This window comes from Vibrio sp. 10N (assembly GCF_036245475.1).
Classification (GTDB): Bacteria; Pseudomonadota; Gammaproteobacteria; order Enterobacterales; family Vibrionaceae; genus Vibrio.
The window spans coordinates 109,390-132,700 of the sequence record NZ_BTPM01000002.1; the positions used below are offsets into that span (position 1 = coordinate 109,390).

The window sequence follows — 23,311 nt, forward strand, 5'->3', positions numbered from 1 at the left end:
CTTTGCAATAGATAGGGAAGACATTGGAAATTGGAATTAGTAAGGGCGGGGATTGGGCGTTAAGAAACCACTTTGAAGCGCGATGATGAGAAGAATAATGACAATCGCGGAGAATAGAACACGGCGGCCAAGATAATAACTCATTGGTTTTTCAGAAGAAGGGTCGTCGCGCACCATACGTATTAGGGCAAGCGCTAAGTTAAAGATGATGAAGAGTAACAGCAGTACTAAAGCAATCTTAAACAACAGTGTGGATGACATGGATACTCCTCATGTTCGTTATTACCAAACCATCAAGTTTTGGGTGGGGTTGGTATTAACTGTGGTTGTGTTTTCATCATTGGTCAAATTGGGGTTGTGGCAGCATCAGCGAGGTAACGAGAAAGTGGCTTTAGAACAGTCACTTGCATTACGAGCACAGCAGCCTGCATCGGATTTATCCTCTCTAGATTTACCTTTAGCGCATCAAAATGAGCATGACTACCAACGCTGGATAGCGGTGCCAGTAAGTGCTCACTTTAACCCTGAACCTTTACTATTCTTTCTTGATAATCAAACGTTTGATGGCAGAGTTGGCTACTTAGTGCTGCAGGTGGTGAGGAGCAGCCACACAGGCCAGCCGTTTTTGCTAGAGCTTGGCTTTGTTGCCGGTGGTTCTGATCGCCAAATGCTTCCAGCGATACGCGCTCTAAACGAGCCAGTAACGGTGACTGGGCGTTTATACAAAAAAATGGACAGTCCACTCGGCACAGAGCTCTATGCTGAAGGCTTTGGAGCTGAGTTAATCAGTCAGTTTCGAATTCAACACCTTAACGTAGCGCAAATAGGCGAGCTTATCGGCCAGGAACTGTCGGCATGGGTGATTCAACCAACAGATACGTCAACGGCCTATCCACATCCTTGGAAACCGGTCTCAATGAACTCAGCCAAACATTTTGGTTATTCGTTCCAATGGTTCACGATGGCCGCGGTTTTATTATTTGTCGTTGCTATCGCATTTTGGCGCTGGCGCAGAGAGAGTCACTCGGCGCAGTCGGTGGATAAATGAGGGTAAACAATGAGCAGTAAAGTAGAGATGACGACAGACGATAAACGAGCGCAGCAAGCACAACTCAACCCTTCGACAGTCAGACGCGGAAGGCTGACTTTACTGGCGCTTATCATTTTTTTCGCGCTGCCTTTTATTATTGCCAAGGCGATTCTAAGCAATCACTGGTATGAGTCGGGTGTGACCAATCACGGTACGCTTATTGAGCCAAGAGTCACCTTCGACTCTCTTGGATTGGTTAATCCATTGCAGACACAAAGTTGGCAATTGGGCTTTATGTTGCCTGCCGAGTGTGATGAGGCGTGTATTAACCGGCTTTACATCATGGGACAAACTTACCTTGCGCTTGGTAAGTACAAAGAGCGTGTTACACCCGTAGTTTACGTACCGGCAGGGCAGTCATTGCCAGAGCTGCCGGGTTCACTGAGTGTGATTACCATTAACCCCGAATTTGCAGCTGTGGTGCCGTCTCAAGGCTATTTGATTGCCGATACGCTTGGTCAGTTGGTGATGTTTTTTCCACCTACTTCGGAAGATAACCAGGTAGCGCATAGTAAGGGGCTGCTTTCAGATCTAAGAAAGCTACTGAAATTGTCACGGGTAGGTTAGACGCCGAAAAAGTGTGAATCAACGAGAAGTCGATAGTCAGAGCAAGGAGTCGCTATGGGATTGATCAACTTAGTCAGAGCTGCACTAATATTTACCGTCATTGTCATTGCAATGGGCGCGTATACACGGTTGGCAGATGCGGGGTTAGGGTGTCCGGATTGGCCTGGATGTTATGGCCAACTGACGGTTCCAAGTTCTCAGGTGGCGGTTGAAGTTGCGAATACACTATATCCTGAACGAGCGGTTGAGCCATATAAAGCTTGGCTTGAAATGATTCATCGTTATTTAGCAGGAGGACTAGGGCTACTGGTGTTTGCTATCACCGTCCTAGGTGTATCGAAACATCGCAGAGAGCTGGGTATTGCCTTACCAATCACGCTTTCCTTAGTCATTCTGTTTCAGGCAGCACTTGGAATGTGGACTGTGACGCTTAAGCTGATGCCGATCGTGGTTATGGGGCACTTATTGGGCGGCTTTACCATGTTTTCTCTGCTGTTTTATACCTACTTAAAGCTCAGACCCAAAGTAGAGGTGCGCCGTGCTAATAGCTCCGGTGATGTTGACTCAACTGAGAAGGCATTTGAGCCTAAGGTTGTTGATAAGCCTTCGAGTGCGGTGTTGCCAAAGTTGGTAAGCGCTCGCCTAAAAATGCTGGCTCTTGTAGCGCTGGCTGCGACGGTATTGCAAATCATGCTCGGCGGTTGGACATCGTCGAATTATGCAGCGGTGGTGTGTACAGCACTGCCAATTTGTGAGGGTGATTGGACTCAATATCTGGATTTCAAAACCGCCTTTACACCGATTCATTTTGGCTTTGATGACTATGAGTTCGGGGTGCTGGAGTACCCTGCAAGGATGACCATACATGTCACTCACCGAATGGGTGCCATTGTTGTGGCTCTGCTGGTGGGTTTGCTGGCCTTTCGACTGTGGCGATATCAGCACTCAGCGATTCGTAAAGTGGGCATCACCCTAGCGGCTTTGCTGACCATTCAGCTTATGTTGGGACTGAGTAACGTGGTATTTCACCTTCCTTTGCCTGTCGCTGTATTGCATAACCTTGGGGCGGCCTTTTTGTTGCTGTCGCTCATTCATGCCAATTACGTAATGCATAGCGCTCGTTATGTGCGAATTGAAAAACCTACCTTGACCATTGTTGAAGCCAACGGGCGAGTGACTTCTTTGAAAGTGTCTGGAGACAAGGAGAGTTCTCTATGAGTAAGACCACAATGATTAGTACAAATGAGGTTGCCTCTGCCTCCAAAGCCACGGTTAACTGGCGTGTCTATTTGACGCTTACCAAGCCTAAAGTCGTGGCGTTAATGATTTTGACTGCCTTAGTCGGTATGTGTCTGGCTGTGCCAGGGGCGCTGCCCGTGCAAGCCTCCATATTAGGACTAACGGGGATTGCCTTAATGGCAGGCTCGGCGGCTGCATTTAATCACCTTATCGATCGCCGGATTGATGCGATTATGGCGCGTACACACAAACGCCCTTTACCGTCAGGAGATTTAAGTGCTGGGCGGGTTATGGTGTTTGCAACTGCAATAGGCGCTATTGGGTTTGCCGTGCTGGCGCTGGGTGTGAATTGGCTCACGGCGTGGCTTACGTTCGCAAGTTTGCTGGGTTATGCGGTCGTCTATACCTTGTATTTGAAACGCGCGACACCGCAAAATATCGTCATTGCAGGTATCGCAGGGGCGATGCCACCATTGCTTGGTTGGACAGCGGTGACAGGCGAGTTACACGCTAACGCTTGGCTACTGGTTATGATCATTTTCATTTGGACACCGCCACATTTTTGGGCTTTAGCGATCCATAGAAAAGACGATTACGCGAAAGCAGACATTCCTATGTTGCCAGTCACTCATGGTGTGGAATACACCAAAACGTCGATTCTGCTGTATACCATTTTGCTTGCGCTTGTGTGCCTGATGCCGGCATTGGTTGGAATGACAGGACTGGTTTATCTGGCAGGCTCGACCTTCTTAAGCGCGGGCTTTATCTACTATGCATGGAAACTTAAAGTTGCCGCTACCGAGAAAACGGCGATGGAAACCTTTAAGTTTTCCATCATTCACTTAATGGTATTGTTCCTTCTGCTGCTGGTTGACCACTATATGCCTATATAGTGGTGCATTTTGTAAGGCTATCTCTGCTGACCTTCAAAACGTCGAAATAGCAGAGATAGTGCAAGGCAGAGTAAGAAGTAGCATAAACCGACAATCAGCCATATCTCAAAAATAAGTCCAGATGAGTTGGCCATCTCCGTGCCGACAAAGGTCATCTCTTGTATCGATATTAAAGATACGATCGACGTGTCTTTAACGAGTGAGATAGCTTGTCCAGCAAGCGCGGGAGCAACTGCAGTGAGCACCTGTGGGGCGATGACATCTTTATACTGATACCAGGTCGATAGTCCTAATGAACGGCCGGCTTCCCACTGTCCTTTGGGGATTGAGGCAAGGCCCGCGCGAATGATTTCTGCTACATAGGCAGATGAAAGTAGACCAATACAGATAACACCTGACAACAAGTTCTCCCAAAGTGAACTTGGACCAAACAAAAACGCCTGCCAACTCGATATCTCGCCAGTATATCCTCGCAGAATATCACTGAGCCCCAGAAGGGGAATGAGCTGATTCGAGATAAAGAAATAAAAGATAAAAATGAATACCAGCGGTGGGATATTACGCACCAACTGGATAAAGATATTGGCAGGGATGCTAAACACGGCGATGGCAGAGTGCTTCGCGAGCCCAAGCAGAGTGCCTAGGCTCAGCGCTAGCACCATTCCCCATATACTCAGCCTTAATGTCGCAATGATGCCTTGGACAAAATAAGGCAGTCCGCCGTTTGTGGTAGGGGTGAACACCAATTCAATCGCTTGACTCCAGCGCCAGTGATAGTTAATTCCAATCGAAGAGCGATAGGCCAACCATGCAACAAGACCAAGCAAGGCAAGCATCAGCACGCCATCGGTGAGGGTTGGTCGCCATCGTTTTTTCGACGATGGTTCTACACGGTTTGCGTTCATTTTGATTGAATTGGTGTTGCTCATTGAGATTATTGTCCGCCTGCGATTTGATCTTGCCAGTCTAATGTTGAGAACCAGTACTCATAACGCTCTTTGAGCCAGCCATCATCCGTTCTTGCTTTGATCCACTCATCGAAGAAAGCTTTCTTATCGTCTTCGCCCAGACGTACGGCAAAGGCTTCATTGCCCTTAGAAAGACGTTCGCTAAATGGAATGAACAACGCATCAGCATGCTTCACAGCTTCGTGCTCTGGTTTTGGGCTTGATGCAATCACCGCGTGGGCATTACCATTCAATACTTCTTGAAATGCTTGGGCATCATCATCAAATTGTAGAACTTTGGCTTTCGGGAAAGTTTCGCGTGCCACTTGAACGGTAAATGCACCACGTCTAGCCGCGATCTTCACACGACGCGAGTCAAAGTCTTCGATCTTAGAAAAGTCGCCCGCCAGTGCTTTGCTTGCGGCAACTTGCACACCAGAGTGCGAATAAGGGGCGGTGAATAACACGCTTTTTGAGCGCTCTGGGGTAATCGACATTCCGCCAATGATCACATCGAACTTTTGAGAAAGTAGTGCTGGAATAATGCCATCCCATGCGGTTGGGACAAACTCCACTTTCCAGCCAGAGTCTTCAGCTAGACGCTTCGCTACATCGATTTCGAAGCCAATAAGCTCGCCTTGTTTGTCACGCATGGCCCAAGGGACGAATGTCGACATTCCCACTCGCAATGTGCCTCGTTCATTGATTTTATCCAGGTTAGGTGTCTCGTTAGCTGTTGCGCCAAATGAAACTGCAAGGCCAATTGCGACGGTACTGGCTGCTTTTACTAGATGTTTGAGTGTCCTTTTCATTGGGGACTCCTTGTTAGTAAAGAATGAGTAGCATAGAGAGTTATGACCGCTTCTCTTGACTTAAACGGTATTCAAGCCAGGCAGAGAATCCAGACAAAGTCAGCGTCAGCACGAGATAAATCGCGGCAACGGTAAACCAAATCTCAAACGGCATCGCGGTTTCCGCCACGATATTGCGCCCTTCGGTAGTGAGGTCAAAAATCGCCATTACGCTGACGATGGATGAGTTTTTAATCAGTGAAACCACTTCGTTGGTGAGTGGGGGCAGAGTGCGGCGCACCACTTGTGGCAATATCACGTCGTAGTAGGTGTAAAAGCGAGACAGGCCGATAGAGCGGCAGGCTTCAAATTGACCTTTCGGCACGCTGTTAAGACCTGCGCGCAGAATTTCTGCTGTGTAAGCGCCTTGGAACAGTGCTAAGGCAAACATCGCGGTAGAAAATCTATCCAGACCAATGATGGGGCCAAACACGAAATAAAGTAAATAGATCTGGACCAATAGCGGAGTGTTACGAATACCCTCAACGTAGCAATGCGCTATCGCGCGCCCGACTACTGAATTTGAGGTCTTCAACAGTGCGGTAATCAGACCGAATAGTAGGGTGAACAGTAAGGCTAACGCGCTCAGTTTGATGGTGACCATCAAACCTTCCAGTAGCTCTGCGGGCCACCACTCACCATCTTCATAAAATGCTAGGTAGTCGGGAACACGCTCCCATTGCCAGCGATATCCCATGGCCTCCGCGCCGCTATCCAGAAGCCAAGCTATGGCGATCGCAACCAATGCGATTTGTAGGATGGCCGACAATGCCGGTTTTATAACTTTGAATACCATTAGTGATTTAAGATCTTATCCAAAAACGCCTTTGTGCGAGGGTGTTGTGGGGTATCGAATATTTGGCTCGGTGGTGCCGACTCGACTATTTGCCCTTCATCCATAAAAATAACGTTATGTGCGACACGCTTAGCAAACCCCATTTCATGAGTAACACAGAGCATGGTCATGCCTTCTTCGGCGAGCTCAACCATGACATTGAGCACTTCGCTAATCATCTCTGGATCGAGCGCTGATGTCGGTTCATCAAAGAGCAGAATGTCAGGCTTCATGCACAAAGAGCGCGCAATGGCGACACGTTGCTGCTGACCGCCAGATAGCTGGGAAGGGTATTTACCGGCTTGTTCGGCAATTTTCACCCGTTCAAGCATTTCCATAGCGCGTGATTCTGCTTGCTGTTTTGACAGTTTAAGCGTGCGCATTGGTGAAAGTGTGAGGTTTTCAAGCACGGTAAGATGTGGGAAAAGGTTAAAATGCTGAAACACCATGCCGACTTGTCCTGGCTTGATGCTCTTAGAGCTCACATCGTGGCCGAGCACTTGAATGTCACCAGAGTTATAGGCTTCTAATCCGTTGATACAGCGGATCAGTGTGGATTTTCCTGAGCCAGAAGGGCCACAAATTACGACGATTTCGCCTTGTTTGACTTCGAGCTCGATAGCGTTCAGAGCTTGAAAGTCTCCAAACCATTTATTGACGTTGTTAAATTGTACTGCGTTCACATGGAACCCATTGTTTTTGTTATGTAGGTTTACATTAGCAATAGCGACAGCTCATAACAAGTGCATTTGCATATGAAGCTGGATGGGGTTAGGTGGGAGTGATGGGGTGTGTGAATCAGAAGTGCTAGGGCCCTTCTGATTCAACGACAATTAGACATTTACACCATTTGGAACGCCGGCAAGAAAGGCTTGAAAACTGGACTCTCTCACTTTCTCCAATACGAATCTTAGTTCATCAATGAGGTTGTTTTTCGCCCAGTCGACGCGAATATCGATCGGGGCTTTGCAAGCTGGAGATTCTGAAATGGCGTATCAAGTCATGCAGAAGCATATGAAGACAGCACTTAAATTGATGAAAGTACAAGAAGTTGAAATGGAAAATCGATTTTTAGACGATTGACAGGTCATTTTGACTCGTTAGTGACAATTTGATTTATGCATTTGTTGTGTCTTATTGACCTTTTTGTTGTTGTATTTAAGTTAAATGTCATATAAATCAATGCATTAAAAATTGGCACGCAACGTGCAAACAGGGACTTCAGGAAATAATCAGCTTTGGCTAAGTACCAAAGCACGACTGAATATACTGGAGTCCTTATTATGTTCTGTATTCAATGCGAACAAACTATTCAAACCCCTGCTGCTAAGGGTTGCTCATTCGCACAAGGTATGTGTGGCAAAACGTCAGAAGTATCCGATCTACAAGATGTTCTAGTGTATACCCTTCAGGGTGTTTCTTTCTGGGCTGACCAAGGTCGTAAGTTTGGTATTGTTGACCAAGAAATCGATCAGTGGGCGCCAAGAGCTTTCTTCTCTACGCTAACCAATGTGAACTTCGACCCTGAGCGTATTATTGAGCTTTCTACTCTAGCCGCTCAATATAAGGCACGACTGCAGCAGCAAGTTGAAGCCGCTTCTCTTGTTCAAGGTATTGCTATTGATGCGCTTTCACCCGCTGCGAAATTTGAACTACCAACAACAAAAGAGGCGCTGCTGGCGTTTGCTCCTACTGCTGCAGTAAACCGTGGTCACGATAGCCTTCACGAAGATGTGATTGGTCTGCGTCTACTTTGTCTCTATGGTCTGAAAGGTGCAGCAGCGTACCTAGAGCATGCTCGCGTACTATCGCAAACGGATGAATCCGTATACGGTGAATACCACCAGATCATGGCTTGGTTAGGCACGGATCCTGTCGACCTTGAGCCACTACTGAATACGTCAATGCAGATTGGTCTTATGAACTATAAGATCATGGAAATGTTGGATAAAGGTGAAACAGATACCTTTGGTCATCCAGAGCCAACACAAGTGAATGTGAAGACAGTGAAAGGCAAGTGTATTCTTGTTTCTGGTCACGACCTTCATGATCTTGAAAAAATCCTCCAGCAAACAGAAGGCTTAGGCATCAACGTATACACCAATGGTGAGATGTTGCCTGCTCACGCTTACCCTGAGCTTAAAAAATACCCGCACCTTGCCGGTAACTACGGCAGTGCATGGCAGAACCAGCAGAAAGAATTTGCTAACTTCCCGGGCGCTATCGTTATGACTTCAAACTGTCTGCTAAACCCGAATGTTGGTCAATATGCTGATCGTCTATTCACACGAAGCATTGTTGGCTGGCCTGGCGTTGCGCATATCGAAGGTGATGATTTCAAGCAAGTGATCGAATGTGCACTGGCTCAAGATGGCTTCCAGCACGATGAGATTGAACAGATGATTACCGTTGGCTTTGGACGTAACGCACTAATGCAAGCGGCACCTGCTGTCGTGGAGCAAGTGAAAGCAGGTGCAATCAAGCACTTCTTCCTAGTGGGCGGCTGTGACGGTGATAAGTCTGAGCGTAGTTACTACACAGATTTCACAGCGCAAGCACCAGAAGACAGCGTTATCTTGACCTTGGCGTGTGGTAAGTTCCGCTTCAACAAGAACCAATTTGGTGACATTAACGGCATTCCTCGTCTATTGGATGTTGGTCAATGTAATGATGCTTATTCTGCAATCCAGCTGGCACTTGCACTCGCAGACGAGTTTGATTGTGGTATCAATGAGCTACCTTTGACTCTGGTACTTTCTTGGTTTGAACAAAAAGCCATTGTGATTCTGCTGACCCTATTTGCACTTGGCGTAAAAGGTATCTACACAGGGCCAACGGCTCCGGCGTTCCTAACCGATAACCTGCTTAGCATTCTGCAGCAGAAGTTCGATATGCGTGGTATCACCACGGTTGAAAACGATCTTAAAACCATTCTGGCGGCATAATCAGCAGTGATTGAAATGGCGCTTCGGGCGCCATTTCATGTTTAGGAGAAGCAGAAAATGGCCTGGTCCCATTCAGAAACAATTCAATTAACTTGTACTAAAAAGTGGTTTGAGACACCGGATTCGGTGTCGTTCGAGTTATCGAGCGATTCGCAGCACGATAGCTTTCAGTTCAAAGCTGGCCAGTTCTCTTCTCTCGGCTTTGATATTGAGGGTGAGACCACTTATCGAGCGTACTCTATTAGTTCAACGCCTGGTGAAAAGCGTTTAATGTTCACTGTTAAGCGTGTCCCTGATGGTTTGGTGTCTAACCATATTGTTGACAACTTGTCGGTTGGCAATACGGTTCAAGTACAAAACCCTGTGGGGCAATTTAACAACGTGGATTGCGCTCCAAAGCAAAAGGTGCTGATGATCAGTGCTGGCTGCGGTGTTACGCCTGTCATGTCGATGGTCGATCAGTGGTTAGGTGAAGGTGCTAATATTGACATCGAATTTCTTCATCTTGCTAAGAGCAAACTTGATGCGATTTACTTTAATCGATTGGTTGAGCTGAACCAATCGGTAGATAATTTTCATCTCAACATGCTCCTTGAAGACAATACGGGCACCGACTTTCCGCAAGGATTGATCAGCTTAGAGTGGTTAAACGCTTTAGTTGCTGATTTTAAAGAGCGTACAATTTACCTTTGTGGCCCAACAGGCTTTATGGAAGCGGTGAAGTCAGCACTAGAAAGCGCCCAGTTTGATATGTCTCAGTTTCACCAAGAAAGCTTTACGCCAGCGAAGGTCGAAACTGAGGTGGGCGAGAGCCTTGTTAAGGTTGCGGTACCTGAATTTGGTGTTGAAGTCGAGGCAGAAGAAGGCAGCTTACTTATCGACGCGCTAGAGAAAGGTGGTGTGCCAGTGATTGCAGCTTGCCGCAGTGGTATTTGCGGTTCTTGTAAGTGCAAAGTGAAAGTCGGGCAGGTGGAATCCTCGAGCTTTGAGACCTTGTCGGACGAAGATAAGGCGAACGGTTTTGTACTGGCCTGCTCTAGCACCATTAAATCCGATGTGGACGTGAGCTTGAGCTGATGGCTTGGTAATACGACAAAAAAGGCGCATTTTGCGCCTTTTTTGCTTTCTAAAAGCAGCACTAATGTAACCCTAGGTCGGCAAAGGTAACGCCGTGTAATTCTATGAATAAGCTTGGGTTTTGAACTGTGACTTGGGATAGACAGGTTAATATCGGGTAGGATAGCAAGATACTAACTCAAGCTCATATCAGAATGAAAAAACGGTTATCTATTCAAAGTCTCATCATTATCGGCTGCCTCTGTTTAACATTGATCCCAGTGTTTTACAAAGTAGATGTCCCGGGAATGAAGCTCCCTGACTGTCAGATGGAAGAGGTGATCGACACGCCGATTTATTTCTTTGTGTCGAAAACCTTGGTGGACAAATATGGTCTGGATGAGATCAACACGGAAGTAGAGCGCTCTGTTCGTAAAAGCAATGTGATAATGAAAAACTCGTGCATTCCGATGAAGCGGACATTGGCAGCTTTGGAAACTGTCGATTTTAACTCGGCCTCGTTGTTTGATATCGACCAAATAAGACGTCAACTGACGAAGCGGGTTGGAGAAGAAAAGGTACGCGACATTGAGTGGCTTCCTAATCAGTTTTATGGCGTGATCCTCGCTGATGAGGATGGCTATTTTGACTATGACACTATTGGAACTACCAACCCGGATGAGAACAGTCAATTCTTTATGCTGTCTGAGCATGCAGATGAGTACACGTTAGAGCACGAACTGGGCCATCTGTCTTGGGCTTGGCATGACGATCGCTCGTGGTTTAAAGTTCTTGATGAAACATTAGAGCAGCACACTTCCGAGATAAACAAAGACAGGCTCAAACCCTACGCGAGAGGGTATCAATGTGGCGGTTCGGGCACCATTATGAGCTATGAGCCAGAACTGCTGTCGATTTATTCGAGCCCTGAGATAACTAATAACGGTAGAGTGTGTGGCGATGTAGAGCATGCTGATAACGCGCGGCAGCTTCGAGAGTTTGCTGGTGACCTCAAACGGAAAATGCAGCGACAGAAAACCGCTAATCTTTGATATTCGTTACATTCAAAAAAAGTGGTGAGTAACGCTAGGCCAACTCACCACTTCCTCAATCTATTCTTTCTGTAACTGGCAGACGCGTTACACCAACTGGCTGAGCGCTTCTAATGCCGAGGCTCTATTTTCGGCCGCTGGCTCATCACCCATGTTCAGCGCTTCGGCGTAAACAAACTCTACGTCTGTCATGCCTAGGAAGCCAAGAATCGTTGCTAAGTAGTCATTCATGCTGTCTCTTGGCGTATCTTTGTGAATGCCACCGCGAGTTGTGAGTACCACGACTTTTTTGTTGTCGATAAGACCCACAGGGCCTGTCTCTGTGTATTTAAAGGTGACGCCTGCACGAGCAATAAGGTCGAAGTAATTCTTAAGCTGCGTTGGGATCATGAAGTTATACATTGGCGCAGCAATCACTACGGTATCTGCCTGTTTAAGCTCGGTAATCAATGTGTCAGAGAGTTCAACGATCTGTTTTAGCTCGTCTGATAGATCGTCACCGTTGCTACGAAGCGCAGTGGCGACTGCCATGTCCAAAACCGGCACGGGCTCAGCGGCAAGATCGCGTATCGTAACGTTTGAGTTACCTTCGACGGCTTGCGCAATGATTTGATTCGACTGTGAATAGTCACCAAGAATGCTGGACTTTAAAACAAGTGTATTCGACATAGGGTTATCCTCTTTATCAGAAGCAACGTCTGCTTCTCAACCTATGGGGCTAGTGTAAACGCAGAGGCGATGACCTATAAGGCGTTTAACTTGAGCATCTAGTTCGAAAAACTTGAACAAGGTAAATACCCATACAAAAAGTGGCACTATTTGTGCTCGTTAAGCATAGCATTTGTAACTTAACTCAACTTTTTGGAGGTTCCCATGACGAAATGGTTTCCACTTATTGCCGTGATGTCCTTGAGCTTAGCTTTAATTTTAGGAGTGACGATTTACTTTTTTGGCATGCAAGCCATTGTAACTACAGCATCTGAGTGGAAAAACTCATGGTTAGTGATCATGATGCACTTACTCTGGTTTTTCTCCTGTTTGTTTATTGCGATATATAGCATTGAGTCATTCCTTACCAAGGTGAAGATGCACTTCACTCGTGCAGTGTGACTTATTCTAGGGCAATGATGCTGCGTGGTTCGTCGTTAGTGTCAATTTGACGGAATAGATTACGACTCCACGTTCGATTGGGCGAGACGCATTTTAATGTAATCTAGAAATAGCTTGGTACGCGTGTGGTCGTAGTCGAGTTTTGGGTAGTAGGCGTAGACAGTCGAGTCCATCGCTTGGATCTCTGGCAGTACGCGAATCAAGGCACCAGTTTTGACATCTTCTTTGATCATAATGTCATTGCTAATCAGCACGCCCATGCCGCTTTTGGCCGCGTAGAAAAGCGCTTCTGGGTTGGTGGTCGCAAAGTTTCCAGAAAGCATGATGCGCTGATTTTTGGAAATTTTGTATTCTCGTTGTGGGCGCTCTCCCCAAATCAAAATATTGTGCTGCTTGAGTGATTCAACCGTTTGTGGCTCACCAAACTTAGCAATGTAAGAAGGGGCGGCATAAAAGCCAATTCTTTGCTCAAACAGAGGGGTTTGTTTAATGCTCAGAGTATTCAGCGAGTCGAGCTCACGGCTGATGAAGACATCCAGGTTGCTGTCGGGCATCGCACCAGGAACCGTAGTGGTGAGCTGGATCCGAATGTCTGGATATTGGATGAGGAAATCATTTAGATACTGAACTAGGAATTTAGACCCAACGGCAATGGTGGCGCCGATTTTTAGCAGTCCCGCAGGGGTCTCATTAACAGAGCGAGTTTCGTCGATTATGGACTGAAACCGGTCAAGCGAGTCCTTGGCGCGCTGATAGAAAAGAGCACCCGCTTCGGTTTGTGTCACTGAGCGAGTGGTGCGCTTGAGTAGCTGCACGCCAATGCGTTCTTCAAGCCAATGGACGCGTTTGCTGATAGCTGAGCTGGTGGTATTGAGACGGCGAGCCGCGCCGTTGAAGCTTCCTTCTTCGACCACTCGAATGTAAGTATTGATACACGATATCCAATCCATATTCAGCCTCTTATTGTTTCCTAACAGGACGTATTCTGTTTCCTTTATGGTGTATTATCAATGATTCATACGCAATATAGAATGTGTGTATGAATAAAACAAAGCCAAAATCATTCAACAAAACGCCAATGTTGCTCGCGATGATGATCATCGCAACGGGTCAAGTTGGCGTAAGTATTTACCTGCCTTCACTGCCTCTAATTAGTGAGTCACTTGCGGTTGGTCATGCCGACGTTCAAATGCTCGTGACCTTGTTTTTGGTCGGGTTTGGTCTGTCACAACTCTTCTATGGGCCTTTGTCAGATGCTATCGGTCGACGCCCAGTCTTCATTTTGGGGCAAGGTGTTTACTTGCTGGGTACCTTGCTGTGTATCGTATTTAGTGATCACTTTGCTGTGCTTGAATTTGGCAGGCTATTGCAAGGCTTAGGTGCAGGAAGTGCTTCGGTGCTTGGGCGGAGTGTGTTGCGTGATAGTTATGACGGCAAGCAGCTCACCAAAGCTTTGTCTTACATCTCGGTAACGGCGTCAGTGATGCCGATTATTGCCCCAGTGTTTGGCGGTTGGATTGCATTTCATTTGGACTGGGAAGCGGTATTTTTCTTTGTGTTGGTGTACTTGGTGGCAATCTTTACTTTGGGCTGGTTTATCCTGCCAGAAACCTTGCCTTATGCGCCTCGTGCCTTTAAACCAAAACAGGTCATGCAGACGTACGCCAAATTGATTGTAAACCCTCAAGTCATTGGAAGTGCGAGCTATAACTGGATCAGCTACCTTACTGCCGTGGTATCGCTTAGCCTGTTTCCGTTTTTAATGCAGCACGAACTGGGGCTGACTGCAGCAGAATATGGATCGATTATGATCATCCCATCAGCCGGCTTGATGATGGGAAGTGTCTCGCTCAATATATTGAACCGTTATTTTTCAAACAGCTGGATCTTATTTTTAGCGATTGTATTGTCAGCAGTGGCAGGGCTTTGGCTGCTAATGGTAGAGATGACAGTGTTCAATCTACTGCTCGCATTCACTGTGCTTACGATTGCTCAAGGACTGTCGTTTCCAATCTCTATTGCTCTATTACTCGGGCCACATAAGACTCAAGCAGGTTCGGTTTCGGCGCTTTCAGGGTCGATACAAATGGTAATCGCAGGCGTGTTTGGTGGATTTTTAGTGGAGTATTGGGTTACCAATCAAGTGGCATTGGGACGCTTCTATGTTATGTCTGCGTTGTTAATGGCAGTCGTATTATTGATGAGCCAGGTTCGACGTTTTGGACGCAGCGTTGCACCGATAGACAACTAGCTTTTCCACTGAGTTTTTATGCCACAAAGCTTTATTGGTCCTGCTCAAGTCAGTTATTTAAACATTAAAGCGTAAGCGGCCCTAAGTTGTTCATTTGTGTTACTACCCAGTGTGTTCGCCTGTTCACGTAATCAGACATCGGAGTAGGGCGAATTCGATAAGGGTTTGGCAGGACAACTGCAAGCTGTGCTGCTTGAATCGCGGTCAATTGAGACGATGGTACTTTGAAAAACTCCTGACTAGCGGCCTCAACACCATAGATCCCGGGGCCGAACTCAATGACATTGAGGTAGACCTCCATAATACGCTGTTTGCCCCAAATCACTTCCAACAATAGGGCGATATACAGTTCATAGGCCTTTCGGATATACGTTTGACTCGGAAATAGGAATACGTTCTTGGCCGTTTGTTGGGTAATGGTGCTTGCGCCACGACTCGGACCAGCAGCGCCGCTGTTTGAAATGACACTCCACAGTGCAACAACATCGATCCCGTTGTGATCGGGAAAACGTTGATCTTCGGATGCTATCACCGCTTTAGGCATATTTGGTGAGATGTTCTCTAGTGGCACCCATGTTTGATGGACTTGTGCTGGGTAATCCTCTGGTGGTGACAGAGTTCGGGCAATCTTCCATCCCCAAATAGGCGGGTTGATGAACTTAAAGAAGATCACCAATAGCAGCGGTACGCCAAGCAGAATGCAGGTGATATTGATGAATAGCTTCTTTATCATAGTTTTCATTATGTTATGAATTTCCTAGGCTATTGGTTAGTGTAGAGCTGATTCTTGTTGGGTGCAAAAGAGTGATGTCAATTTGTGGTGCTGAGTTGAACTAACCGTAAGGCATGTCGTCTAAAAATTCAGTTTAGCTTTGACGCAATATCGACCTTAAACAAGGAAAATAAAATGTTAGTAAAGGCCACGCCCTATTTTCTTGCTGCCTGTTTGGCACTTTCCCCTAGCGCATTTGCAGCCGAAGAAACGAACTCAGACGCAAAAGCACAAGAGACAAATACAGAAGCCAGCTCTGAGAGTAGTGAATCAAGTAGTAAATATGAGGCGACACTCAATAAGTTCAAACAAGCCCCAGCAACCTTACCGTTTTTTGAGAACGCATACGGCTACGCGGTATTCCCGACAGTCGGCAAGGGTGGCTTTGGTATTGGCGGTTCCTATGGTGAGGGGCAAGTCTACAAGCAAGGCATGCATGTGGGCGATTCAACATTGGCGCAGCTAAGTATTGGATTGCAACTTGGGGCTCAGGCTTACAGCGAAATTATTTTCTTTGAGAGCAAGGCGGATTACTACGCATTCACCAGCGGCAGCTTTGAATTTGGTGCGCAAGCTTCTGCTGTAGCTCTGACACTAGGCGCGAGTGCGCAAGCGGGTTCTACTGGTGCTGGAGCACAAGCGGGGGACAAGCAAAGCCAGGCGACTTACATCAATGGAATGGCGGTGTTTACTATGACCAAGGGCGGTCTAATGTATGAAGCATCGATTGGCGGTCAGGGCTTCTCGTTTGCCCCAAACAACAATTATGATGCTAACTAGTTAAACCTTGCTTACTGATGCCGCCCTCCTGTGATGGGAGCGCGGCATTAGTATTAAAAAGTAAAGGGAGTTAGTGGGCGGTAAGCTGCTCAGCACCGCGCAACATCGCTTCAATAAGCTCGCCCGCGTTAAATTTCACTAATGCTTCATGAGCCCCCACTTGATGGGCACGTTCGGTACACATTTCGCTAGATAACGACGTGTGCAGTATGCGATAGGCATGCCCTAAGCTTGGGTCATTTTGTACTTCAAATGCCAATTCGTAGCCGTCTAATCCTGGCATTTCAATATCACTCACGAGAATGTCGATGGCATCGTTTTGCTCGGCTTTGTTGCGCATAAAAGCGAGTGCGCTGTTGCCGTCTTTGCAAATATCGAACGGAATATTAATTTGGTTAAGTGCATCGCCGAGCTGCTTGCGTGCAATAGAAGAGTCATCTACCAACAAGATATTGAGTGCTTTAATTCGCTCCCTCTGCACATCGGTGAGCATAGGAATTTTGGTATCAGCGTATTGCGGATAAATTTTCGATAGCAACAACTCGACATCGAGCAATTGGACGATTTGGTCATTAAAACGCGTTACGCCAGTGACAAACACATTTTTGCCGCTGCTCTCTGGTGCAGGCTCAATCGACTTCCAATCACACTCGATGATTTTGTCTATCTCTCTCACCATAAAGGCTACGACAGTGCGCAGGCAGTCTGTAACGACTAGGTAGGTGCTGTTGTACTCTTCTGGCGCAATAGGACGAAAGCCTATAGCCGCAGCCATATCAATAACGGGTACAGTTAGGCCGCGAATACTCACCGTACCGACCACGTGTTGGTGTGAGTAAGGGATCTGCGTCGTCGGCATGAAAGGAACGATCTCTCGTACCTTAAGTGTGCCGATGGCAAAACGTTGCTTTTGCATGTTGAGTGTAAACAACAACATGCCCTGTGATTGATTTGCCTTACTGATGGTTGCTTTCATTATATTGCTTTCTCTATTCGCCAATAGATTGATTTTATAAACTTTCCTAGCAAATGTTAATGCGGCAGTCGCTCGAAAAACTTTAGTTGCGTGAAAAGTAAACGTGATTTGAATCTCATTTTGAATTACACTCAGCGCCACTTATCATCCCATAGTCGAATAAAGATCGAGGCAACCCATGGCGAGAACTGCGGCAGCACTTCACATTTTGGTTAAACACAAAGAGCAAGCTGAAGATATCATCAAACAGCTGAAGAAAGGTGCTAAGTTCCAAACACTTGCGAAAAAGTACTCCACCTGCCCATCAGGCAAAAAAGGCGGTGACTTAGGTGAGTTCCGTAAGGGCCAAATGGTACCTCAATTTGATAAAGTCTGCTTTTCAGGCGAAACGCTAGTACCACATTTGGTGAAGACTAAGTTTGGCTGGCATGTGGTGAAGGTACTATATAGAACATAGGTTGTAGTGCCGTTGTGTCACGATGAGCACTTTGTGAAACGGATCTGACTAAAAAGGCACCTATCCAAGATAAGTGCCTTCCATTCGTGAGTTAGCAGAAGTTAATTAAAGTAATTAGCTTTTGTATCAAGGGTAAACTCTACAGTCCAATTAGACATAAACCCATCGTAGTTGGTACCTATAGTGTTAGCGGTGGTCCAAGCCGTCACTTGCTCAAATGACTTGAGAACAAACTTATTGCCACCGACATCGACAATATAGAAAATAAACTGCGCCGTAACGCTGCCGTTACTGAAGGTAGTTCGGTAACCCACACCATTATCATCTTCGATGAGAACCCAATTGCCCGAAAAGGTCATCTCTGGATCATTGCCTGAAGCAGGAATGATCAGCTTAGCATCACCGGATTGTCCGTTCACATCATCGACATCAAAAATGATGGTTTCTGGATCGCTCATATCATCATCAACGCGTGTCATGACCACGACTTCACTGTCTTCAATAAGATCGTCGGCAATGCGGGGCATATACATGATACTGCTAAAGTTTTGTTCGTCGATACAGTTCGAAACGGCCATTAGGTAGTCGGTATAGCTTGAAGTGGTCGCAGGGGCGCCAGCGTCATCATCAAACTCATCTCGACTTGATGCCCTGTCGCAGTTATAGATATCTGTACCAATGGTACTGAGCTTGTATGACCAAGCCTCATCATCACCCTCCCAGAACTCAACCACATACATACCAGACTCATCGATATCTGAGACCCCAAAGTGAGCTTCGGTTACTCCATCCCAGCCGAGTTCAATCACATTGTCATTGTCGCTGATTGACCAATCGAAATCTCCATAGCTAATGCCGTTATGGACTTCGTAGCCGGTCATGTCGCCTCTAAAGCTAAATAATGTGCTGTAATGGCCGTTATCATCATGCCACGCAAAAGCTTGCTCAGGTAATGTCAAATCACTAGTTTGAAGTTGTGGGGAACTCACGCCTTGACAGTCATAATATGCCGATAGCTCAGATTCAAGTGCTGCAACGCTGTTAATAGAGTCATCGTCTACTCTACAAAATTCGTTGTCTCTGGTTAACGTAAAGTCCTCTGACCAAACTTCAGACATTGCTTGATTATCTTCGGTCCATTCGTCATAGGTGGTAAAGGCATACTGGTCATCTATCGTATCGATAAGCGCCCACTGCCATGTGCCGCCATCTTCGTAGTTAATGGTGAGAATATCGTCAGCAATACTCCATGTTACGGAGTAGTTGTCAGTCACGTCACCATCTTTGACAACAGTCGCTTGTCCATCTGGCGCAAAATAGTATTCTCTAGTGCTTACACCGTCACCGCGAGTGCGTAAGTAGCTGTTGCCTTCAAACATGCTGTTGGTGAGTTCGAGTTTGCCGCCACAAGCAGAAATAGCGTCGACAAAGTCAGACTCCGTCGCTGTTGCAGATCCGCTTTCATCCCATGTATCACCAGCGTAACAGACATACTGGCTTCTTAATGCGGTTTGATATTCTGTCAGTGCAGTGTCGTTGAAAAGTGTCAACGTTGTTATCTTGGCAGGGCTTTCTTCAGTATGGCTGACTAAGCTGCCTTGATAGACTTGGGTATCCTCTCCTTGAGCGGTAAACTCGGAAAAAATGACAGTGTTGGAAGGTAAAGCATCGTCGCCAATGGCGTCTATGATGCTATCAGGTAAGGTAAACGACACAAGGTCTACAGAGTTAATACTACTCTCTGTCCATGTCGTAGTTATTGGTTCTTCAGCTACCGTCTGCATAATCGCAAACTCGTCTGAATCAGTGAGTGTGTAGAAATAGACAGTTTGCTCGACGCTGGCTCCTTCATTACCATCGACTAGTTGTACTGCGATGTTGTCGGCAATGAATATACCATTGAGGTCAGTCGCCATTCCAGCAGTGAGTTCAGATTGGCTAGAGGTTGACACCGAGTCAAGGTTCGCGATGGCGACATTATTGGTTGATTCCACAGCGTCATAAAGCTGGTAAAAGTCCTCTGTAGTGTAGGCGACTAGACTTAGCGCTTCGGCACCTTGTGAGTACTGTGAACTTTTGTTTACGAATGGCCAGTAATTAATGTAATCGCTAATCACTTCACCTTCTAGATCGACTGGCGTACCTGAAAGTGTAAAGTTGGCGAAGGTGCTTTCGTTATCAGAAATGGTACCGGTCCAAGATCGGCCGTCATAATCAAGCTTAAAATTGGCTTCGGTTTTGACCCAGCCAGAATCAGACAGCCAGATGTCATTGAGATCTATATCATCCCAACTCGCAGCACCTTCTTCGTCAAATGAAAGGGTTTCCGCGTCGCGATACTCAGCTGACCAAACCCCTTCAGCCTCAGAAAGCTCGAAAATTGAGCGCTCCATCTCAGGGTCGTCAAAGTCGAGGTCTCCCCATAACTCATAGACGGTATTGTTTCTGTCAAAAAATGCTGAGATCACAACAGAGCCCGCGGTACCGATGCTGTCATCAAGAGGCGCGAAGTCTTCGTCATCTAGGACGCCATCATTATCGTCGTCAGGATCAGAATTGTTACCGATGCCATCTTCGTCGGTGTCTATAGACTCAGTGCTGTCGAGTGGGAAAGCGTCGTCTTCGTCTAATGTAGTGTCATTGTCGTCATCAGGGTCAGCATTGTTACCGATACCATCGTTATCGGTATCAACAGATTCTGTACTATCGAATGGGAAAGCGTCGTCCACATCTAATGTATCGTCATTATCGTCATCAGGGTCAGCATTGTTTCCGATGCCATCGTTGTCAGAGTCTAGCCATTCAGATGAATCCAGTGGATAGGTATCGACATCGTTGTTGTAAGTATCTCCATCAATATCGTCATCCATATTATCGCCGATACCATCACCATCGCTATCACGTGTTGAAAACTTATAACCCTCTGGGTAGGCATCATTTATCTTGTTCACACTATCGTCAAAGTCGTCGAGGATATCTGGAACACCATCGTCGTCAATATCTGCGTCTTTTTCTTCATTGGTTAGTGTTCGAAAGTCGTCGCCATCTTTCACGATTTCGATGTCACTAAGATCAGTGTCTTCTTCGGTCAAAGCGCTACCCAAGGCACTTTTTAGCTTGTTGAGGTCGCTGTTTACGCTTGTGCTGTCGCCAGCGGTATTTTGTTTAAGCTCGTCTCGGTTGCTTGGCAGGGTTTCACTCTTCACGATGAGTTGAGCAAGGTTGGCGAGTTTGTTTTCGCCAGTAGAAATAAAGTCACCCAGAAGCACAGTGCCTTCCGGCAGGCCCATATCTTCAACGACTTGTTGGGTTGCAGCTTCTATTGTCGCTTCTTCATTGCTGGAACTTCGTTTTAACTCTTCGAGTTTTAGATGAACGAGTGTTGTCAAAGGCGTAATTATTGTTTCTCCAGGTGGCGCGGTCATCACATAGGGACTGTCGACAATACTGTTAGGATCGTTGGCAATGGCCTCTTCACGCGTGGTATTCGGGTTAGCTCCCAGATCGACAGTGCCGGCTCGAACTTCGGCTATGACTGGATAATTATCTGGGTTATCAATGCCGCTAATGTCAAGACTGACAACACCACCAGCACCAGTGGTGCCACTGGGTTCATTGCTATCGAACTCACCATTTTCTACTACGTCTAACCAAACAAATGCACCATGTAAATATCCATCAATTGCGGTTACGTTCCGTTCACTGTTAGCCGAACCATTATCTGTAGAGGTATCGCTACCGCCACCACAAGCAGTAAGCACGGATACGATTGACATCGCCAGTGCACTTTTCACTAGTCTCATATTAAGCCTCATGTCCATTTTTATTAGATGCAATTCCAATTGCTATGTATCTTTACGTACAATTGTGTTTGGCCTTCTATCGTTCGGCCTAAAGTGAATAAAGTTGAGATGAGGTGGGGCTGCAATTGCTTGAATTTAACTCCCCCCTTTTAGGGGTGAGGAAATAGAATTAATTGTGATAATCATCACAATTAATTCTGACTGTTTGCTAACATCAAATTTGCTGAAGATTTTTTGTATATGATCTTTGATGGTGTAATGGGAGCGGTGAAGTTGCTGCGCAATTTGTACGCGGGTTAAACCAAGAATTATTCCTTCGCAGATGCGAATTTCCATATCACTGAGTTGGTAAAGAGACTTAATCAGAACAGTGTTTAGTTGAGGTTTTAGTGAAGTATCAACGAAGTAAACTAAGCACTGTTGCGCACCTTTTTGAAGGGAAAGTGGTGAGAAAACACAGTGCAGCTTTGAACCGTCACTTTTGTTTATGGTTAGACAAGACATAGGGAGGGGGCGATTCGTTTGGTTTTGTGTCACAACGAAGCCGTGCATCTTAAACTGTTGCTGTTGTTCTTGGTTCTTGAATTGAAATTTATGGTGATTAATTTCCATCAGATCTTCGTTGTCGATATAAGAGCACAGAGCGGCGTTATACGCCAATACCTCGTTGTTACAACCGAGCAACAGGGTTGGAAGAGGGGAGTGTTCGACATAGTGATATTGTGTGTTGCTTTCTGTTCTATTTCGATTCGTGTGGTAAGCGCTGTAAGCTTGTTTTATGTGAGGAACTAATAAATCAAGCAGGTCTAGTTCGTGTTGATAAAAACGCCCTTGTCCTGCCTTTCTGTGAGCTGCGATACATACAATGTGGTGTTCATTATCAAGAACAACTGCGCAGCAAACATCAATAAACTTGTGTCTATCAAACCATTGCTCAGCAGATGATTGAACCTGATGAGGATGCGTCATTTCGGCACGACCAATATCTCGTAATAATGAATAGAACTTTTCCGGTGGATTCGTTTGCATAAAGTCTAATACGTAATCGTTGGTGAAGTACTTGTTCTTAATATATTCGAGCAGTGCTTGCGTGGAATGACCGGACATCCAAGCAGAGTCGATGCTTAATGTAGACTTACTGGTTGAGTATATAGCTATATCTGATAAGTCAAAGCATTGCACCATAGTGTCGACGAAATCCTGAAAGCCATTGTCAGAGTTTACGCACCGATAAAGTAATTCCAATAGACTATTATATTGTTCTATTGGTATAGGCAGGTTTTGTAAAGCGTTCTCAATTGGAAAACGAACAACTAACGGAGTATTCATATCGTATTTGATGCCATTTTATAAATTATAATTAATATAGTTTTGAGGATAGTATCAATAAGCGATTTGTCTAGTTGATGTGCAGCTATCTATCTGAGTAAAAATATAATTGTTATGTCTTTACGGCTGTAAAATCTACATGTAGTTCGGGAAGGGGGGGGCACACGATGTCTAACTTGGGATGCGGTGTTATTGTCAGTCAAGAGGCGACAAACCGAGGTATTTTGGTTGCCACAGGCTTGTTGCCCGATGCTGACGCGATGAATCACTACCAAGTGGGGGAGCTCACTGAGGTGAATTAATTTAACTCCAAGGACACCGTAGCCTGCGCAGTCAGCGCGGGCTATTTCTATTACTG

23 protein-coding genes are annotated in these 23,311 nt (G+C 46.1%); 12 read left to right on the forward strand and 11 right to left on the reverse strand.

All coding sequences use genetic code 11. The features are described from left to right. Nucleotides 1-36 precede the first annotated feature (36 nt). Nucleotides 37-261, reverse strand: a complete 225-nt coding sequence (locus AAA946_RS16800; RefSeq protein ID WP_338165949.1) for a DUF2909 family protein — start codon at nucleotides 259-261, stop codon at nucleotides 37-39. Between AAA946_RS16800 and AAA946_RS16805 the strand changes: the two genes are divergently transcribed. Genes AAA946_RS16805 through cyoE form a run of 4 tightly spaced genes read left to right on the forward strand, consistent with a single transcriptional unit; the run spans nucleotide 260 to nucleotide 3,789 of the window. Further along, nucleotides 260-1,048, forward strand: coding sequence for an SURF1 family protein (locus AAA946_RS16805; RefSeq protein ID WP_338165950.1), 789 nt, complete (start codon nucleotides 260-262; stop codon nucleotides 1,046-1,048). The genes AAA946_RS16800 and AAA946_RS16805 overlap by 2 nt on opposite strands. Nucleotides 1,049-1,057: 9 nt before the next feature. Then, on the forward strand, nucleotides 1,058-1,657 hold the full coding sequence (locus tag AAA946_RS16810; protein WP_338165951.1) for a hypothetical protein: 600 nt from the start codon (nucleotides 1,058-1,060) through the stop codon (nucleotides 1,655-1,657). A 54-nt stretch (nucleotides 1,658-1,711) separates the two neighbouring features. Beyond that, nucleotides 1,712-2,875: a COX15/CtaA family protein gene (locus AAA946_RS16815; protein ID WP_338165952.1), complete on the forward strand. Its 1,164-nt coding sequence runs from the start codon at nucleotides 1,712-1,714 to the stop codon at nucleotides 2,873-2,875. A gap of 11 nt (nucleotides 2,876-2,886) precedes the next feature. Next, complete coding sequence (gene cyoE / locus AAA946_RS16820) at nucleotides 2,887-3,789, forward strand: heme o synthase (protein ID WP_338167192.1); 903 nt, start codon at nucleotides 2,887-2,889, stop codon at nucleotides 3,787-3,789. Between the two features lie 17 nt (nucleotides 3,790-3,806). Here the strand turns inward: cyoE and AAA946_RS16825 are convergent, their stop codons facing one another. The 4 genes from AAA946_RS16825 to AAA946_RS16840 are packed head-to-tail and all read right to left on the reverse strand — an operon-like array spanning nucleotide 3,807 to nucleotide 7,105. Then, on the reverse strand, nucleotides 3,807-4,718 hold the full coding sequence (locus AAA946_RS16825; RefSeq protein ID WP_445206109.1) for an amino acid ABC transporter permease: 912 nt from the start codon (nucleotides 4,716-4,718) through the stop codon (nucleotides 3,807-3,809). A gap of 5 nt (nucleotides 4,719-4,723) precedes the next feature. Beyond that, a complete protein-coding gene (locus tag AAA946_RS16830; RefSeq protein ID WP_338165953.1) occupies nucleotides 4,724-5,548 on the reverse strand; it encodes a transporter substrate-binding domain-containing protein in 825 nt (274 codons plus the stop codon). A 40-nt stretch (nucleotides 5,549-5,588) separates the two neighbouring features. Further along, nucleotides 5,589-6,383 carry an amino acid ABC transporter permease gene (locus tag AAA946_RS16835; protein WP_338165954.1) on the reverse strand — a complete coding sequence of 265 codons (795 nt, stop codon included), beginning with the start codon at nucleotides 6,381-6,383 and terminating at the stop codon, nucleotides 5,589-5,591. Next, nucleotides 6,383-7,105: an amino acid ABC transporter ATP-binding protein gene (locus AAA946_RS16840; protein ID WP_338165955.1), complete on the reverse strand. Its 723-nt coding sequence runs from the start codon at nucleotides 7,103-7,105 to the stop codon at nucleotides 6,383-6,385. The genes AAA946_RS16835 and AAA946_RS16840 overlap by 1 nt, the downstream gene beginning before the upstream one ends. A gap of 600 nt (nucleotides 7,106-7,705) precedes the next feature. On the opposite strand from AAA946_RS16840, the gene hcp reads away from it, so the two are divergent. The 3 genes from hcp (at nucleotide 7,706) to AAA946_RS16855 (ending at nucleotide 11,475) form a co-directional block, all read left to right on the forward strand. Continuing rightward, nucleotides 7,706-9,367 (forward strand): hydroxylamine reductase, encoded by a 1,662-nt coding sequence (gene hcp, locus AAA946_RS16845; protein WP_338165956.1) that lies wholly within the window; start codon nucleotides 7,706-7,708, stop codon nucleotides 9,365-9,367. A gap of 57 nt (nucleotides 9,368-9,424) precedes the next feature. Continuing rightward, nucleotides 9,425-10,444 carry a hybrid-cluster NAD(P)-dependent oxidoreductase gene (locus tag AAA946_RS16850; RefSeq protein ID WP_338165957.1) on the forward strand — a complete coding sequence of 340 codons (1,020 nt, stop codon included), beginning with the start codon at nucleotides 9,425-9,427 and terminating at the stop codon, nucleotides 10,442-10,444. A 194-nt stretch (nucleotides 10,445-10,638) separates the two neighbouring features. After that, entirely contained in the window at nucleotides 10,639-11,475 is an 837-nt protein-coding gene (locus AAA946_RS16855; protein ID WP_338165958.1) for a hypothetical protein, read from the forward strand. Between the two features lie 87 nt (nucleotides 11,476-11,562). On the opposite strand, the gene AAA946_RS16860 is transcribed toward AAA946_RS16855, so the two are convergent. Next, nucleotides 11,563-12,144, reverse strand: a complete 582-nt coding sequence (locus AAA946_RS16860) for an FMN-dependent NADH-azoreductase (RefSeq protein ID WP_338165959.1) — start codon at nucleotides 12,142-12,144, stop codon at nucleotides 11,563-11,565. A gap of 204 nt (nucleotides 12,145-12,348) precedes the next feature. On the opposite strand from AAA946_RS16860, the gene AAA946_RS16865 reads away from it, so the two are divergent. Then, the gene (locus tag AAA946_RS16865) at nucleotides 12,349-12,585 is read left to right on the forward strand and encodes a hypothetical protein (RefSeq protein WP_338165960.1); all 237 of its coding nucleotides are present in this window, start codon (nucleotides 12,349-12,351) and stop codon (nucleotides 12,583-12,585) included. 59 nt (nucleotides 12,586-12,644) lie between these two features. Here AAA946_RS16865 and AAA946_RS16870 read toward each other — a convergent pair whose 3' ends face one another. Continuing rightward, a complete protein-coding gene (locus AAA946_RS16870) occupies nucleotides 12,645-13,535 on the reverse strand; it encodes a LysR family transcriptional regulator (RefSeq protein ID WP_338165961.1) in 891 nt (296 codons plus the stop codon). 89 nt (nucleotides 13,536-13,624) lie between these two features. Here AAA946_RS16870 and AAA946_RS16875 point away from each other — a divergent pair, with 89 nt between their 5' ends. Further along, nucleotides 13,625-14,836: a multidrug effflux MFS transporter gene (locus AAA946_RS16875; RefSeq protein WP_338165962.1), complete on the forward strand. Its 1,212-nt coding sequence runs from the start codon at nucleotides 13,625-13,627 to the stop codon at nucleotides 14,834-14,836. A 64-nt stretch (nucleotides 14,837-14,900) separates the two neighbouring features. On the opposite strand, the gene mtgA is transcribed toward AAA946_RS16875, so the two are convergent. Beyond that, complete coding sequence (gene mtgA / locus AAA946_RS16880; RefSeq protein ID WP_338165963.1) at nucleotides 14,901-15,578, reverse strand: monofunctional biosynthetic peptidoglycan transglycosylase; 678 nt, start codon at nucleotides 15,576-15,578, stop codon at nucleotides 14,901-14,903. A 165-nt stretch (nucleotides 15,579-15,743) separates the two neighbouring features. Here mtgA and AAA946_RS16885 point away from each other — a divergent pair, with 165 nt between their 5' ends. After that, on the forward strand, nucleotides 15,744-16,388 hold the full coding sequence (locus AAA946_RS16885; protein ID WP_338165964.1) for a lipid-binding SYLF domain-containing protein: 645 nt from the start codon (nucleotides 15,744-15,746) through the stop codon (nucleotides 16,386-16,388). Between the two features lie 70 nt (nucleotides 16,389-16,458). On the opposite strand, the gene AAA946_RS16890 is transcribed toward AAA946_RS16885, so the two are convergent. After that, nucleotides 16,459-17,364 (reverse strand): chemotaxis protein, encoded by a 906-nt coding sequence (locus AAA946_RS16890; protein ID WP_338165965.1) that lies wholly within the window; start codon nucleotides 17,362-17,364, stop codon nucleotides 16,459-16,461. 178 nt (nucleotides 17,365-17,542) lie between these two features. On the opposite strand from AAA946_RS16890, the gene ppiC reads away from it, so the two are divergent. Continuing rightward, entirely contained in the window at nucleotides 17,543-17,821 is a 279-nt protein-coding gene (gene ppiC / locus AAA946_RS16895; RefSeq protein WP_004737764.1) for a peptidylprolyl isomerase PpiC, read from the forward strand. A gap of 101 nt (nucleotides 17,822-17,922) precedes the next feature. Here the strand turns inward: ppiC and AAA946_RS16900 are convergent, their stop codons facing one another. Further along, nucleotides 17,923-21,624, reverse strand: a complete 3,702-nt coding sequence (locus AAA946_RS16900) for a hypothetical protein (protein ID WP_338165966.1) — start codon at nucleotides 21,622-21,624, stop codon at nucleotides 17,923-17,925. 135 nt (nucleotides 21,625-21,759) lie between these two features. Next, nucleotides 21,760-22,953, reverse strand: a complete 1,194-nt coding sequence (locus AAA946_RS16905) for a helix-turn-helix transcriptional regulator (RefSeq protein ID WP_338165967.1) — start codon at nucleotides 22,951-22,953, stop codon at nucleotides 21,760-21,762. Between the two features lie 167 nt (nucleotides 22,954-23,120). Here AAA946_RS16905 and AAA946_RS16910 point away from each other — a divergent pair, with 167 nt between their 5' ends. Further along, nucleotides 23,121-23,255 carry a hypothetical protein gene (locus AAA946_RS16910; RefSeq protein WP_338165968.1) on the forward strand — a complete coding sequence of 45 codons (135 nt, stop codon included), beginning with the start codon at nucleotides 23,121-23,123 and terminating at the stop codon, nucleotides 23,253-23,255. The last annotated feature ends 56 nt before the right edge of the window (nucleotides 23,256-23,311 follow it).

Bases quoted from the DNA above. Each gene is read 5' to 3' on its own strand.
- AAA946_RS16805 (WP_338165950.1), top strand. From the start codon at position 260: ATGGATACTCCTCATGTTCGTTATTACCAAACCATCAAGTTTTGGGTG.
- AAA946_RS16800 (WP_338165949.1), bottom strand. From the start codon at position 261: ATGTCATCCACACTGTTGTTTAAGATTGCTTTAGTACTGCTGTTACTC.
- AAA946_RS16810 (WP_338165951.1), top strand. From the start codon at position 1,058: ATGAGCAGTAAAGTAGAGATGACGACAGACGATAAACGAGCGCAGCAA.
- AAA946_RS16815 (WP_338165952.1), top strand. From the start codon at position 1,712: ATGGGATTGATCAACTTAGTCAGAGCTGCACTAATATTTACCGTCATT.
- cyoE (WP_338167192.1), top strand. From the start codon at position 2,887: ATGATTAGTACAAATGAGGTTGCCTCTGCCTCCAAAGCCACGGTTAAC.
- AAA946_RS16825 (WP_445206109.1), bottom strand. From the start codon at position 4,718: ATGAGCAACACCAATTCAATCAAAATGAACGCAAACCGTGTAGAACCA.
- AAA946_RS16830 (WP_338165953.1), bottom strand. From the start codon at position 5,548: ATGAAAAGGACACTCAAACATCTAGTAAAAGCAGCCAGTACCGTCGCA.
- AAA946_RS16835 (WP_338165954.1), bottom strand. From the start codon at position 6,383: ATGGTATTCAAAGTTATAAAACCGGCATTGTCGGCCATCCTACAAATC.
- hcp (WP_338165956.1), top strand. From the start codon at position 7,706: ATGTTCTGTATTCAATGCGAACAAACTATTCAAACCCCTGCTGCTAAG.
- AAA946_RS16850 (WP_338165957.1), top strand. From the start codon at position 9,425: ATGGCCTGGTCCCATTCAGAAACAATTCAATTAACTTGTACTAAAAAG.
- AAA946_RS16855 (WP_338165958.1), top strand. From the start codon at position 10,639: ATGAAAAAACGGTTATCTATTCAAAGTCTCATCATTATCGGCTGCCTC.
- AAA946_RS16860 (WP_338165959.1), bottom strand. From the start codon at position 12,144: ATGTCGAATACACTTGTTTTAAAGTCCAGCATTCTTGGTGACTATTCA.
- AAA946_RS16865 (WP_338165960.1), top strand. From the start codon at position 12,349: ATGACGAAATGGTTTCCACTTATTGCCGTGATGTCCTTGAGCTTAGCT.
- AAA946_RS16870 (WP_338165961.1), bottom strand. From the start codon at position 13,535: ATGGATTGGATATCGTGTATCAATACTTACATTCGAGTGGTCGAAGAA.
- AAA946_RS16875 (WP_338165962.1), top strand. From the start codon at position 13,625: ATGAATAAAACAAAGCCAAAATCATTCAACAAAACGCCAATGTTGCTC.
- mtgA (WP_338165963.1), bottom strand. From the start codon at position 15,578: ATGAAAACTATGATAAAGAAGCTATTCATCAATATCACCTGCATTCTG.
- AAA946_RS16885 (WP_338165964.1), top strand. From the start codon at position 15,744: ATGTTAGTAAAGGCCACGCCCTATTTTCTTGCTGCCTGTTTGGCACTT.
- AAA946_RS16890 (WP_338165965.1), bottom strand. From the start codon at position 17,364: ATGAAAGCAACCATCAGTAAGGCAAATCAATCACAGGGCATGTTGTTG.
- ppiC (WP_004737764.1), top strand. From the start codon at position 17,543: ATGGCGAGAACTGCGGCAGCACTTCACATTTTGGTTAAACACAAAGAG.
- AAA946_RS16900 (WP_338165966.1), bottom strand. From the start codon at position 21,624: ATGAGACTAGTGAAAAGTGCACTGGCGATGTCAATCGTATCCGTGCTT.
- AAA946_RS16905 (WP_338165967.1), bottom strand. From the start codon at position 22,953: ATGAATACTCCGTTAGTTGTTCGTTTTCCAATTGAGAACGCTTTACAA.
- AAA946_RS16910 (WP_338165968.1), top strand. From the start codon at position 23,121: ATGTCTAACTTGGGATGCGGTGTTATTGTCAGTCAAGAGGCGACAAAC.